General features: G+C 55.4%; 12 protein-coding genes. 4 read left to right on the forward strand and 8 right to left on the reverse strand.

Translation table 11 applies throughout. From position 1 onward, the window contains the following. Positions 1–7: 7 nt before the first annotated feature. Positions 8–478: a DM13 domain-containing protein gene (locus ABLO27_RS10295; RefSeq protein WP_353032612.1), complete on the reverse strand. Its 471-nt coding sequence runs from the start codon at positions 476–478 to the stop codon at positions 8–10. Positions 479–554: 76 nt separating this feature from the next. Further along, on the reverse strand, positions 555–1,460 hold the full coding sequence (locus ABLO27_RS10300) for an EamA family transporter (protein ID WP_353032614.1): 906 nt from the start codon (positions 1,458–1,460) through the stop codon (positions 555–557). A gap of 263 nt (positions 1,461–1,723) precedes the next feature. Here ABLO27_RS10300 and dapD point away from each other — a divergent pair, with 263 nt between their 5' ends. Next, positions 1,724–2,575 (forward strand): 2,3,4,5-tetrahydropyridine-2,6-dicarboxylate N-succinyltransferase, encoded by an 852-nt coding sequence (dapD, locus tag ABLO27_RS10305; RefSeq protein WP_353032616.1) that lies wholly within the window; start codon positions 1,724–1,726, stop codon positions 2,573–2,575. 54 nt (positions 2,576–2,629) lie between these two features. On the opposite strand, the gene ABLO27_RS10310 is transcribed toward dapD, so the two are convergent. The 3 genes from ABLO27_RS10310 to ABLO27_RS10320 are packed head-to-tail and all read right to left on the reverse strand — an operon-like array spanning position 2,630 to position 4,898. Further along, positions 2,630–3,229 carry a hypothetical protein gene (locus ABLO27_RS10310; RefSeq protein WP_353032618.1) on the reverse strand — a complete coding sequence of 200 codons (600 nt, stop codon included), beginning with the start codon at positions 3,227–3,229 and terminating at the stop codon, positions 2,630–2,632. A gap of 26 nt (positions 3,230–3,255) precedes the next feature. After that, positions 3,256–4,422 (reverse strand): succinyl-diaminopimelate desuccinylase, encoded by a 1,167-nt coding sequence (gene dapE / locus ABLO27_RS10315; RefSeq protein WP_353032620.1) that lies wholly within the window; start codon positions 4,420–4,422, stop codon positions 3,256–3,258. Between the two features lie 50 nt (positions 4,423–4,472). Further along, complete coding sequence (locus ABLO27_RS10320) at positions 4,473–4,898, reverse strand: DUF805 domain-containing protein (RefSeq protein ID WP_353032622.1); 426 nt, start codon at positions 4,896–4,898, stop codon at positions 4,473–4,475. 226 nt (positions 4,899–5,124) lie between these two features. On the opposite strand from ABLO27_RS10320, the gene ABLO27_RS10325 reads away from it, so the two are divergent. The 3 genes from ABLO27_RS10325 (at position 5,125) to ABLO27_RS10335 (ending at position 9,375) form a co-directional block, all read left to right on the forward strand. Beyond that, positions 5,125–7,377 carry a mechanosensitive ion channel family protein gene (locus ABLO27_RS10325; RefSeq protein WP_353032624.1) on the forward strand — a complete coding sequence of 751 codons (2,253 nt, stop codon included), beginning with the start codon at positions 5,125–5,127 and terminating at the stop codon, positions 7,375–7,377. A gap of 303 nt (positions 7,378–7,680) precedes the next feature. Further along, on the forward strand, positions 7,681–8,511 hold the full coding sequence (locus ABLO27_RS10330; RefSeq protein WP_353032626.1) for a DUF2189 domain-containing protein: 831 nt from the start codon (positions 7,681–7,683) through the stop codon (positions 8,509–8,511). A 237-nt stretch (positions 8,512–8,748) separates the two neighbouring features. Then, positions 8,749–9,375: a TetR/AcrR family transcriptional regulator gene (locus tag ABLO27_RS10335; RefSeq protein ID WP_353033503.1), complete on the forward strand. Its 627-nt coding sequence runs from the start codon at positions 8,749–8,751 to the stop codon at positions 9,373–9,375. Positions 9,376–9,540: 165 nt separating this feature from the next. Here the strand turns inward: ABLO27_RS10335 and ABLO27_RS10340 are convergent, their stop codons facing one another. The 3 genes from ABLO27_RS10340 to ABLO27_RS10350 all read right to left on the reverse strand — a co-directional run bounded on the left by ABLO27_RS10340 (position 9,541) and on the right by ABLO27_RS10350 (position 13,073). Next, positions 9,541–10,677 carry a porin gene (locus tag ABLO27_RS10340; RefSeq protein WP_353032628.1) on the reverse strand — a complete coding sequence of 379 codons (1,137 nt, stop codon included), beginning with the start codon at positions 10,675–10,677 and terminating at the stop codon, positions 9,541–9,543. Between the two features lie 1,033 nt (positions 10,678–11,710). Beyond that, a complete protein-coding gene (truA, locus tag ABLO27_RS10345) occupies positions 11,711–12,532 on the reverse strand; it encodes a tRNA pseudouridine(38-40) synthase TruA (protein WP_353032630.1) in 822 nt (273 codons plus the stop codon). Position 12,533: 1 nt separating this feature from the next. Continuing rightward, on the reverse strand, positions 12,534–13,073 hold the full coding sequence (locus ABLO27_RS10350; protein WP_353032632.1) for a GNAT family N-acetyltransferase: 540 nt from the start codon (positions 13,071–13,073) through the stop codon (positions 12,534–12,536). Between the last annotated feature and the right edge of the window lie 9 nt (positions 13,074–13,082).

Raw genomic sequence — 13,082 nt, forward strand, 5'->3', positions numbered from 1 at the left:
CCTGTCATCAACGGTACTTGGCCGCGGTGATGAATTCCCCAAACGTCTCACACCACACGAGTACGGTCGTGTATTCTTCGATGTCCACGTTTTCCGGCACATCAAGCAGGAAACCATCGAAGGTTTTAACATCGCCGATCAAGACCGAGTTTTCCTTCAGCGGCAGAAACTCGTCTTCATGTTCGACAAACTCGCTGACGAGATAAACCTTGTAGTCCGGTCCTGGTGCCAGATTGCCCTGATGGACGATCTTCGCAGGTGAAATGCTGACTGTGCCTTCTCCCCAGTGCAAAAAGTCACTGCCCCTGAGCTCCCGCTCGAATTCTGCCGAGTAGAGTGCGTTTTGCGCCTGCTGTTGCAGCATGGCTGTGTCCGGGGACTCCGGTGCAGTCAGAATAGGCAGGAAATAGATACCTAACGCGAAGCCGATCGCGAGCACCGCTCCATGGGTAAAAAGCAGCACGACAAAACGGATCATATGCATTCTCTCAATCAGGCGATCAAAGTCGACAGGCAACGTGTCTGACTTTGACAGAATTTTTATCAACGCAGCCTTAACGCAGCAGAATGATACCGAGTACGGCTGCAATGATCAGCGTACAACCGATGATCTCTGACTTCACAATCACTTCCTTGAACACCAGCCAGGATGCCAGAAAGGTGAAGACCAGCTCAACCTGAGCCAGCGCGCGCACATAGGCGACATTCTGAAGCGTCATCGCGGTGAACCAGCCGATCGAACCGGCAACGCCCGACGCGCCCACCCAGATGGCGCTTCGCCATTCCCTGAGGCTCGCAATCAATTCCTTCGGCTCACGAACTGCCATCCAGCCAGACATCACTACGGTTTGAAACAGCGTGGCATAAACAAGCGCGCAGGCGGCCTGCATGGGAATTTCCGTTCCCTCCAGCGACAAGGACGCAATGCGATAGGCAACAGCGGACGCTCCGAAAAAGGCTGCGGAAGCCAGACCGATCAAGGCAGGACGCCCGATCAAAGATGAGCGGACTGCCGTCAGTGTCAGGGGCGTACGCGCCAGGGTGATGACAATCACGCCGACGATCCCGACGACGATACAGACCGCGGCAGCTGGTGAAACGTGCTCCCCAAGCACGATTGATCCGAACAAGGCCGCCTGGATGGGTTCCGTCTTGGAATAAGCTGTGCCGACGGCAAAGTTGCGAAAGGAAAACAGATAAACCAGCAGAAAAGTCCCGAATATCTGCGCCAGGCCACCCAGGGCACCGGCGACCAGCAATGTGGCATTGAGATCGGGAACCGGATGTTTGAACACCAGATGCAGGATGATCGCATAAAGGATTGCGAAGGGGACGCCATACCCAAAGCGGATGAAAGTTGCTCCGGTCGTCCCGAGTTTCCCCTTTAGGTGTTTCTGCATCGCCGTTCGCAAGTTCTGGCAGAAAGCGGCAAATACAGTTATGGGGATCCACAATTCCATGGGACAACTCTCAAGGTGTTTATTTGATTTTTCATCATCATACCACCCTACGACGCCCTTAAAATCACCAATACTTCATCTGATATTTTATATTTCCTCAATCAATTTTCTTCTCATTTGCCCCTTGTCAGCTCGCGCCCTGCACTCGGCGGTGAGCATCGATGACGCTATCAGAACGCCTTGAGGCCCTACGGCGCTTGACAGTGGTTGGCCCTACGGCTTAGGTCCGCCATGATTTATTAACCCCGGAGACCCTCAACCAGATGACCCAAGATCTCGCCTCCCTGTCCAAGATCGTCGACGCAGCTTTCGAGGATCGCGACTCCATCGGAACAACGACGACCGGCGAAATCCGTGACGCAGTCGAAACCACCCTGAACCTGCTGGACCGCGGCGAACTGCGGGTTGCCGAAAAGAAGGACGGTGACTGGTCTGTCAATCAGTGGGCCAAGAAAGCCGTTCTCCTGTCCTTCCGTTTGAACCCGATGGAAGTCATCAAGGGTGGCCCCGGTCAGGCGACATGGTGGGACAAGGTGGCGTCCAAATTCGATGGCTGGGGCGGTATGGACTTCGAGAAAGCCGGCTTCCGCGCTGTGCCCAACTGCACCGTGCGCCGGTCCGCATTTATCGGCAAGGGTGTTGTCCTGATGCCGTCCTTCGTCAACCTTGGCGCTTATGTGGATGAAGGCACGATGGTCGATACCTGGGCCACCGTCGGTTCCTGCGCGCAGATCGGCAAGAATGTGCACCTGTCCGGCGGTGTCGGCATTGGCGGCGTTCTGGAGCCGCTGCAGGCGGGTCCCGTCATCATCGAAGACAACTGCTTCATCGGTGCCCGTTCTGAAGTTGTCGAGGGCTGTATCGTTCGCGAAGGCTCCGTTCTCGGCATGGGTGTTTACATCGGCCAGTCGACCCGCATTGTGAACCGCATGACCGGCGAGATCTCTTATGGCGAAATCCCGCCCTACTCCGTCGTTGTCGCCGGCTCCATGCCGACTTCAAGCCTTATGGGCAACGGTGAAGCCGCACCGAACCTCTACTGCGCGGTGATCGTGAAGACCGTTGACGAAAAGACCCGCTCCAAGACGGGCATCAACGAGCTGCTGCGCGACTGACCCTTACAGCAATAGTATGGCATTTACGAACCCCGCCCTTCGTGGCGGGGTTTTTCATGCGCCCCACATGATGCCGACAAGCTGGGAGATGACCAGTGTCAGGAGTATGTCGAGAACAACGACCCCGATTGCGAGGCTGATTGTTGCCTGCAACGCAATCCGCGCTACCAGGAACCGGTACCAGAGCACGGCGACCAGACAGGAGAACGAGAGCAGAACCGCAATCCCCGGCGGAATGAGTCCGAGCAGGAACAGAAGATACGTGATCAGATACGGGATGGACGCGAGCACACTGGTCCAGTTTCGTACCACAATGAACGGAACGTATCGGTGCGAAATTCCGATTGGTACCGCAAGCGCCGCCAAAATAAGCGGCAACGCAATCCAGTCTATTCCCAAGCCGAAAAGCTGGGCTGTCCAGAACGCGCTGTCGGGAAAACCTTCCGGATGATAGAGATTTTCCGAAAAGTAAAACTGCTTCTCGGCAAGACCGCTGACCAGAGCCACCGGCAACAATAAAAATACAACCCCGAACGACCGCCAGAAGCCCTGAATGGACTGATCGAAAAACGACATGCCTTCCGGGCGGTTGCGCAGCAGCAGCATGGAACCATCCAGTGCCGCGCGGATTTCACTCATAGTGATCAAGTTCACGCCGCTCCCGTCATTTCAGGTCAACGCTACACGTCTTTTGAGAAATAGCTCAACAAGAATCGTTTATAGATTGCAGCAAGTTGATCAAGATCCGCAATTGCAACGCACTCATCCACCTTGTGCATTGTCTGACCGACCAACCCGAATTCCACCACAGGGCAATAGTTTTTGATGAAACGGGCGTCAGACGTGCCGCCGCCGGTTGATAGCTCCGGCGTGCGCTCGGTCTCGGCCTGCACGGCGCTCCCCAGGGCAGCGATCAGCGTCTCATCCCTGGTGAGGAAAGACTCGCTGGCATCGCGCTTGAACTGGATGTCCAGCTTCAGATCGCCGAGGTCGACGGATTCCAGCGTCTCAAGGATTTTCCCTCTCAGGCTCTCCAGCGTCCATTCATCGTTGTAGCGGATGTTGAAGCGGAATTCGGCATGGGCGGGGATAACGTTAAAAGCCGGGTTGCCGACGTCCACCGTCACGATTTCCAGATTGGAAGGCTGGAACCGCTCGTTGCCCTGATCGAGTTCCAGCGCATCGAGAGCCGCCATCAGTCGGACAAGACCTGGAATCGGATTATTGGCCAGATGCGGATAAGCGGCATGCCCCTGAACACCGGACACGGTCACGATACCGGAGAGCGACCCACGACGACCCACCTTGATGGCATCGCCGAGCTTTTCAGGATTCGTGGGTTCACCGACAATGCAGGCGTCAAACTCATGTCCCTCAGCTGTGGCCCATTCCAGCAGCTTCACCGTACCGTTGACGGCCGGGCCTTCTTCGTCACCGGTGATCAGAAATGAAATGGTGCCACCGAATTCCGGTCCGGTTTCACCGACAAACTCGAGAGCCGCCGCAGCAAAAGCAGCGATACCACCCTTCATGTCGACCGCGCCGCGACCGTAAAGAACCCCGTCTGAAATTGTTCCTTCGAATGGGCCATGGGTCCAGTCGCCTACCGCCCCGGCCGGAACAACATCGGTATGGCCGGCAAAAACGAAATGCGGGCTTCCGGAACCGATTGTGGCAAACAGGTTCTCCACGTCCGGAGTATCTTCATCCTGAAATGTCACGCGAGAGACAGCAAAGCCCGCTTCGCTCAGGATCTTTTCCAACGTGGACAGCGCCCCGCCCTCTGCCGGTGTGACGGAAGGACAACGGATCAGGTCCTGGGCGATGGTCACTGCGGAAGAAGGCATGTCGGATCAGCTTTCGTTGTTGCTTATGTTTGAATTAATGCGAAGCAGCTTCAGCTCTTGCGCCAATAGCTGTTGGGCAGCGGGCCATGGCGGTTGGGTTCTGCCTGGCTCGGGGCGAAGCCAACAAAAAACACCATGATCAGGTTCAGGAAGGGCACGAAGATGAGCAACGCCCAGAACCCGCTATGCCCGATGTCCTGAAGGCGCTTTATGACGAGTGCCAGCTCAAACCACTGCAGGACGAAAAACAGGATCGGAAAAAGTGGATTGGACTCCATGAACGCCCCGGCCGTGACATCCTCAGGCGTCGGCAGCTCAGGCACCGAGATGAACCAAAGCCGGATCGAAATGCCGATGATGACCCAGACGAAGGCAAAGCTCAGCCAATAAGGTTGACGGCCGAGGCGACCGATCGGGCTCAGCAGGGCCCAAACCGGCCCGGGTGAAATATTCGCACTCTGCGGAGGCGTATTCATTCAATCCTGCTCACTATGATTGTTCTGGCAAGGAGGTAGACGCATAAGCGGTCCGGATCAAGGTCCGTCTTGCCTTCAATTTGCAGAGGGGCTCAGCTGGACGGGCATCCATGCCGGCAAAGCTTCCAACCGCACCAAATTGCCGCGAGGTTATTTTGTTGGATTTTACGCGCCGAGCGTGTCTATTAAGGGTTATACGATTCAACACCGCCGAGGGGGCTCGTCAATGACCGGTGTCTGGAGAAAATCCTTTATCTCCTGTGTATTCACACTAATTCTCAGTTTCCTGGCCTTGTTGGCCGCACCCGCAATTGCTCAGGACACCACTTCCAACCTTCCCACCGCCTTGCAGCCAGAAGCGATGGAGAAACTGGTTTCAGATCTCGACCCCGAACAGGTTGAAGCTCTGACGGACCTGATGACCCTGCTGCAGCAAAGCGCCGCAGCGCGACAGGATGTGCAGCCCGTCGCGCAGGGACCTGGCTTCATCGACCAGGTAAGAACGGCACTTTCCGATTTCGGTTCGGCGAGCGTCGGACATTTTCTGAACCTGCCCGGTCTGTTCACGGGCATCTTCGCCAGTATCGCCGCCCTCTTTTCCGGCACGATTGCAGGTCCGATCCATATTCTGGCCGGCTCCATTGCCCTGATCCTGGCAGCTGGTTTTGCTGCGGAGTTCCTCGTCAACCGGTTCGCAACTTCGCGGCGCGAGACGATCAAGAACCGCACTCCTGAAAGCCTTTTTGAGACAGTTAAACTCGTGTCGACACGCGCTGGACTCGATCTCGGCGGCCTGATCGTGTTCGCAATCGTTGCCCTCGTTGTCGGCCGGGTGGCTGTTTTTAACCCAGCCGCTCAAGAGCTATCGCTTCAGGCCGTTTTCTGGATCGTGTTCATGCCGCGCCTGGTTGCCGCGCTTCTGCGTTTTGCACTGGCGCCGCATCGTCGTGAACTCAGGCTTGTGACGGCGGATGACGCGACCGCCAAATCGCTCTACCGCAGTTTCACAACGCTGTTCACCATCGTCGGCATCGCTTTCTTCCTGCGCAACGTCATGCATGCCTCCGGAAACGATGTGGGGGGAACCTTCCGCTTCTTCATCGGCTTCGGAGTGAACGCATGGATCATCGCAGTGATCTGGAAAGCCCGCCACGGCCTGACCAGCATCATCCTCGGTGACGATACAGAACCGACAAGCGGTCTGGAGCGCATGGCGCATTTCTGGCCCTACTTCTCCATGGTGTTCATTGCCTTCAACTGGCTGCTGGTGCAGATCGCCACCAGCATGGGCGTCGAGGCACTGACAGCGGGCCGGTCGTTCGCTGTGATCATCCTCGTGGTGTTCGCACCGTTTCTCGACACGATGGTTCGCGGCATCGTTTCGCATATCGTACCGCCGATGCAGGGCGAAGGACCGGTGGCGGAAGCTGCTCACATGCAGACCCGGCACAGCTATGTCCGGATAGCTCGCGTCACTCTGCTGGCATTTCTGGTTTTCCTTGTCGGACGCATCTACGGCCTGAACCTGCTCGCTCTTGGTGCCAATGACGGTTCGGAAGTTGCGCGAAGCACCGTGATTTTCCTGCTGATCCTGGCTGCAGGTTATCTCGCCTGGGAAGTCACCAACCTTTGGGTTGCCCACCAGCTTGCAAAGGACTCACCTCCCACCGTCGAGCAGGATGACGACGCGGAGATGGGTGGTGCCGGCAAGTCCCGTATGGCAACCATTCTGCCGCTGGTTCGCATCGTTCTGCAGATCACGATCCTCACACTGACCGGCCTGCTGGCGCTGAGCCAGCTCGGTGTCAACATCACACCGCTTCTTGCCGGTGCCGGCGTTGTCGGTCTGGCTGTCGGTTTTGGCGCGCAGACACTGGTGCGTGATGTCGTTTCGGGGATTTTCTTCCTGATGGATGACGCATTCCGCCTTGGCGAGTTTATCGACACCGGCGGAACGCAAGGAACCATCGAGAAGATCTCCATTCGCTCGCTGCAACTGCGCGGGACACGCGGCGCCGTGCATATCGTGCCCTATGGTGAAATCCCGAAGCTCACAAACCTTTCCCGCGACTGGGTGATCATGAAGCTCAAGTTCACCGTGCCGTTCGACACAGATGTCGAGAAGGTCCGCAAACTCTTCAAGCGCATCGGTCAGGAAATCATGGAAATGGAGGAGTTTCAGGAGGATATCCTGGCCCCCTTCAAGGGACAGGGCGTTGCGGATGTCGACGATGTCGGCATTGTGGTGCGCGGCAAGTTCACCACCAAACCCGGCAAACAGTTCGGCGTGCGCAAGGAAATTTACAAACGCGTTCAAAAAGCGTTTGAAGAAAACGGCATTCAATTTGCCCGGAAGGAAGTTCGGGTTCAGCTTCCTGAAAATGCCAAGCTGGACGAGAACCAGAAAGAGGCGCTTACCGCCGCCGCGGCGGCCGCCGCTGCCGCGGACGAACCAAAACCAGCCGGAAGTACCGGATAGAAACGCCGCTTCCCGGGAGGCCGGACCTATCCGGTCTCCCGGCACATTTTCCACTACGAGCGCTAGGCCCTGCAAAAAATCCGGCAAATGGCGGCAAGAGATCTGCTTCCCTCTTTTTCAAGGCAACACGCATTTAGCTCACCAGCCAGCACCGGGACGCCATCGCAGCTCCCGTGCCGTGGTATAATTGAGATTGATGAGATGTAAGTCCTTCTGCGCATTGAGTAACCTGCGTGGAATTCGCTAAGGTTGTTCTTCTGCAGGAAGCAGATCTTCAATTGGCTTTTGGGAGGAAGCTGAAGGATGAGCGACAACAATTCGACTTCAACGGATACGGGAACACCCACAAACGGCGGTTTGCGGCCAATGCCGCACGTCAACAAGATCAGCGTCAATGATGTCATCGACGCCCTAGCGGCAGGACTTTCCGATTTCCGGAAAGCGCCGGTCTATGGTCTGTGTATTGGTGCTCTTTTTGCCTTTGGTGGCCTGTTCGTCATTTTGAGCGCGGCTGCGCTGAACATGAGCTACCTTTCCTACCCTGCTGCAGCCGGATTTGTGCTCATCGGTCCTTTCGCAGCTGTGGGCCTCTACGAGGTCAGCCGCCGCCTGGAAACCGGGGCTGCTCTGTCCTGGTCCGAGATCCTCGGGACCATGTGGGCACAAAAGGGGCGCGAACTTTCCTGGATGGCGTTTGTCGTTCTTTTTATCCAGATCATGTGGATGTACCAGGTTCGTCTGCTCCTGGCGCTGTTTCTCGGTTTCCGCTCCTTCGCTTCGTTTGAGGAATTCCTGAACACCATCGTCACGACACCGGAAGGATTGATGTTCCTGGCTGTCGGTCACGTGGTTGGAGCGGTCCTGTCCCTGATTCTGTTTTCGTTGACCGTCGTTTCCTTTCCCCTGCTCCTGGAAGACGACAGGGATTTCATCACGGCAATGATCACCAGCGTGCGTGCTGTCGTCACCTCCCCTATTCCAATGATCGGCTGGGCCCTGGTCGTGACAGCTGTGCTGCTCGTCTCAATCGTACCGGCCTTTATCGGCCTCATCATCACGCTGCCAATCCTCGGTCACACGACCTGGCATCTCTATCGCAAGTGCGTGTCACTGCCGAAGGAAGACATCGGTTAGGACAAAGATTGTCCGGGACTGTGTGTTTGGTCGGTTCCGGTGGCGGCAACGCAGAATTGCCACCGACCGATCTGGCGCCAGCCGGACGGGCCGTTTAAGCTTAGTCATTGGGAGGGCAAGCGATTCGGCGATCTTCATCGCCAGTGCTTCTGATACTTCCTCAACCTTCCGGGCACCAAGATTGGGCGACTTTATCGCCTGATTTGCTGCCGTTTCAGGTCCCGACACGTTGTGCAAATGGACGAACCCTGTGCTCTCGTCCAAAAAATTGACAGGCACACGCATAAACAATATCACGTAGGTATGAATGAGCGTGATATCAAGATCGTAGAAACCGCACTCCAGCTTTTTTCTCATTATGGCGTCAAAAAGACCACAATGAGCGAGATAGCAAACGCTGCAGGCGTTGCGCGGCAATCACTCTACAATGCTTATGATGGGAAGGAAGAGCTGATTTACGGCGCGCTGAGGCATCTTGCGGAAACGTCAGCTCATGCCGTTGCCGAAGAATGCTCCGGTTTGGACGATATCGGAAAACGATTGGACATCGCGTTCAAGTATCTGGCCCTCGAACCATGCCAGGTGATTCTGCAGGTACCTCACCGAGAGGAAATCATGCAGGTGATCGAAAGCTTCGATGTTGAGAAGAAAAACAGCATCATGACGATCTACAACAATGCGATCAGTGACGTTCTGAAACCGTTTGAGAACAGGTTGCGGCTGGGATCGACCACATACACTGACCTGTGCAATTTCGTCATTTTTTCATTCGATCACATGAAAAAAAGCGTCGTGAATCTCGAGCAGGTCCGTCAAACCTACGCGACTTTAAGACAACTTATCGAAAACAGCGTGAAAGCCTAGGCGCAAGTCAGACGCTTTTCAAACAACTCCCTCCACATTGCCTGATCTTTGAACTGCAGGGCCCCTTGCAAAAAGGGGACGGCCCGGCAGATTGGAGCCTGCCGGGCCGCTGACTGACTAGAGGTCAAGGAGGTCAGATGACCGCTGTCAGTGGTTCGCTGACAATTAGAACGTTCTCTGCATACGAACGCCGAAGAGCAGTTCGTCGGTGTCGCCTTGAGTGTCGACATCAACGTTTGCATAGCCGACGTCAGCACCGAGAACGAAACCGGAGACCGGCTCCCACTGAACGGAACCGTCGATTGCGTAACGGGTCACGTCGTTGAGACCTGCTGCAGCATCGATATCGGCGTAGGAACCATCAAGTGCAAGTCCGATGGTGGACGTTGCCTGGATGTAAGCACCAGCGGACAGGGAGTAACCGGTTGAGGTGTCGTCGCCGTTGTAGTCTGCAACACCGTCATAGGTGGTGATGTAGGCAAGAGCACCGTCGGCGTAGAAGCCCTGGAAGAAGATGTTCGAGCCGGAGTTGGCGAACGGCAGGTTGATGACAGCACCACCGCCGATTGCCCAACCGAGGTTGTCTTCACCCGAAGTCGCGTTGTTGTTGGCAACATCCGGGTAGACCTGGTGCAGAGCACCGGACAGCTGTGCGGAACCCCAACCCTGGGAAACACCAAGAGCAACGACTGCGTCCGGAGCACGGGTTCCGCCGTAATCACCATATTCACGGGAAGAACGATCTTCCAGGGCGATGGTTGCGGAGAAGCCGTTGCCGAAGGCAGCGGTGTAGGCGATCTGGTTGGTGGTTACGTCGGACCAGTCACGATCAACAACACCGATGAATGCCTGACCGGTGAAGATGTCGAAGTTGGAAGTCAGACGACCGGCGGTCAGACCGCCCCACTGGATGTATGCGTTGTCCAGCGTGAAGGAAGAGTTGTCGCCGTTCGTGGAAGAACCGTACATAGCGATGTAGGAACGCAGGGTACCGAATTCGGTAGCGGTACGAGCATCGAGGTACAGGTAACCACGAGCCAGCCATGAGTAACCGTCTTCATCACGATTTCCCCACGGGCTGCTGTCGTTGTCCAGAACGTTGTTGACGACAACCTGGGTACGAACACGGCCACCTACGCGCAGGCAGGTTTCGGTGCCCGGGATGTAGTAGAAGCGTGCGCCGTATGCGTCACAGACGCGAACGTAGTCGACCGGCTCCGGAGCAACCGGAAGGTCGGCTGCCTGGGCGGTTGTAGCGGCAGCAGCTGCTGCAGCGCCGAGCATCAAGCTCTTGAAAGTCATAGTTTTCTCCAAGTTTTAATCTGCACCAGCAACCAAGTGAACGACACTAATCCTAGCAACTTGTCGTCATCTCTTAATTTTTCCTCGACTCAATCGAGTTCAACTTAATTTACTTGCCTGCCTTGCCAATAGAAAACAATTCCGCCTCGTACTTTCAACCCCGAACACACCCACTCAAGAACATTGATTTTTTGAGTCATATTTTTGCAACACATTGTTTTTAAAGGATTTTTTAAAAAATTGAGACAAACACAATCGCTCCGGCGTCAGATTGACAGCCAGAGTTCACAACATCTGAATACTTATAATTTTTATCAGATATACTTCAGCTCGCGTGTAACGAGCCGATGCTTGAATACACCTGTTTCATTGGTAGGACTGAATGTTGAGGCAACAATTAGACTCAAACGATTCGTTTGTCAAATTGTATAAACGTCTATTTGTCCAAATGTACAAACGCGATGTCGGAAAACCGCCTGCGCTTTCATCCGTCTAACAAGTGTAGGAATTTGGGTGGGATTGATTGCCGCTGATATGGGGAGTGAAAACAGAATTTCCATCTCCCTTTCAATTTTTTGCAGGCAAGCGCGGGAACCTTGAAATAGCCTCCGCCGCAACGCTTATGCCGCTTAGATAAGGGATCGCCTGGCATCAAGCTATGTTTGATGCCATTCGGACTGGCGCCTCAAAACCCCAGTTTTCTTGGGAAAATCCATCAGCGGCGTGGATTTATCAGGGGGGTCGAGACGGTTGTATTTCATAAGTCTCTGAGGCAAAGCGGACCTGATTGCTCGCTTCGGCAACAGGTAGAAGCGCAATTATGTCGCACCGCACACATCAGGTAACATTTCCGAGACCGACCAAGTCTGCCTGCAAAGTCAGGACTTGATCCGCCAAAATTCATCGGCATTCAAGATTGAGTTACCAATGCTATGTGAATGAGATTTTAGACCGCGAAACCACGCAGCGTAGGTCAGTCAGGAATTCTGGCGCAGCGTACGGACGCTTTCCATGGCCTGTTCCGGCCGAGGAATCATTCTTCACTCTCGTCAATAGCCGCCAAAGCTGCCTTCCGGTCCTGCCAGTCTGCCAGCGAGTCAATGTCGACCTGTGCCGGTCGATAGTCGACACGCGTCAGGTAAAGACCGTCGGCCGGGGCAACCGGGCCACAAGCCTTGCGGTCGCGGGCTGCAAGGGCTTTTGAGATGTCGCCAAGCCCCCACTTGCCTTCCCCGACCAGCCTCAGTGTCCCGACCATCGAACGGACCTGATTGTGCAGGAATGATCGTGAAGAACACTCCGCGACAACGAACTCTCCCTCACGAAAGACCGAAAAATTTTCCAGCGTCTTTTCCGGACTTTTCGCCTGGCAGCGCGAATGCCGGAACGTGGTGAAGTCGTGATGTCCTACGAACTCCTGCGCTGCTTGATGCATGATATCTGCATCAAGCTCATGCTTAACATGCCATGCCAACCCGCGCTGATGAGTGAGTGGAGGCAAACGATTGTGAATTCGATAACGATAGGACCGACGGATCGCAGAAAAACGCGCGTCAAAGCCCTCATGCATTTCTTCGCAATCAAGAATGACCACGGGATCCGGCTGACAATGGAAGTTCATCGCGCCCATGACGGTCTTGGCCGGCCAGGCCTTTGAAAGATCGGCGTGGCAGACTTGACCTGTCGCATGAACCCCGGTGTCGGTGCGCCCTGCTCCGCCTATGGTGACTTCCTCACCGGAAAAGGCCTTGATGGCACGTTCGATCACGGCTTGAACCGACGGACCATTGGCCTGGCGTTGCCAACCACAGAACGGTCTGCCGTCATATTCCACCGTCAACTTGTATCGCGGCATATTACTCGAATTCTTGGAATGGGGTGGCAAACGCCACTTCAATCGGCAGGTCGCTGGAGCCTGTATCGGTCAAGGCAAGAGCCATGAACGCGTCTCCTGCATAAGGCCCCTGCACTTTGCGAGCCAGCACGGGATCAAATCCAAAGCGCGGATAGTAGGATGGAGGACCGAGTACCAAAACCAGATCTTCGCCAAGCTCTTTCAGTTTTCGCAAGGACGACCTGATCAGGACCGATCCGATCCCGGCACGTTGCTTGTCCGGCCAAACGGAAACAGGAGCCAGGCAGGCAACCTGAAGAGCATGCCCCGGACCGACCGCAGCAGGTGTCACCCGGCTATAGGCGACGTGACCGACAACTGCCGCCTGTTCGTCAACGGCAACCTGCTCCAGAACCAGAGCACCGCAATGACGCAGAGTATGAACAAGGCGCGCTTCCATATCCGAGGGAAACGCGGCAGTAACAAGGTCACGCACTACAGCTTCGTCGTCCGGTGTCACATCGCGAACAACAAGGTTCTGGTTGGCAGCAGCATCAGTCATTTGGTTCTC

It is taken from the genome of Roseibium sp. SCP15, assembly GCF_040329435.1.
In the GTDB taxonomy this organism is placed as follows: domain Bacteria; phylum Pseudomonadota; class Alphaproteobacteria; order Rhizobiales; family Stappiaceae; genus Roseibium.

Bases quoted from the DNA above. Each gene is read 5' to 3' on its own strand.
- ABLO27_RS10295 (WP_353032612.1), bottom strand. From the start codon at position 478: ATGATCCGTTTTGTCGTGCTGCTTTTTACCCATGGAGCGGTGCTCGCG.
- ABLO27_RS10300 (WP_353032614.1), bottom strand. From the start codon at position 1,460: ATGGAATTGTGGATCCCCATAACTGTATTTGCCGCTTTCTGCCAGAAC.
- dapD (WP_353032616.1), top strand. From the start codon at position 1,724: ATGACCCAAGATCTCGCCTCCCTGTCCAAGATCGTCGACGCAGCTTTC.
- dapE (WP_353032620.1), bottom strand. From the start codon at position 4,422: ATGCCTTCTTCCGCAGTGACCATCGCCCAGGACCTGATCCGTTGTCCT.
- ABLO27_RS10320 (WP_353032622.1), bottom strand. From the start codon at position 4,898: ATGAATACGCCTCCGCAGAGTGCGAATATTTCACCCGGGCCGGTTTGG.
- ABLO27_RS10325 (WP_353032624.1), top strand. From the start codon at position 5,125: ATGACCGGTGTCTGGAGAAAATCCTTTATCTCCTGTGTATTCACACTA.
- ABLO27_RS10330 (WP_353032626.1), top strand. From the start codon at position 7,681: ATGAGCGACAACAATTCGACTTCAACGGATACGGGAACACCCACAAAC.
- ABLO27_RS10335 (WP_353033503.1), top strand. From the start codon at position 8,749: ATGGACGAACCCTGTGCTCTCGTCCAAAAAATTGACAGGCACACGCAT.
- ABLO27_RS10340 (WP_353032628.1), bottom strand. From the start codon at position 10,677: ATGACTTTCAAGAGCTTGATGCTCGGCGCTGCAGCAGCTGCTGCCGCT.
- truA (WP_353032630.1), bottom strand. From the start codon at position 12,532: ATGCCGCGATACAAGTTGACGGTGGAATATGACGGCAGACCGTTCTGT.
- ABLO27_RS10350 (WP_353032632.1), bottom strand. From the start codon at position 13,073: ATGACTGATGCTGCTGCCAACCAGAACCTTGTTGTTCGCGATGTGACA.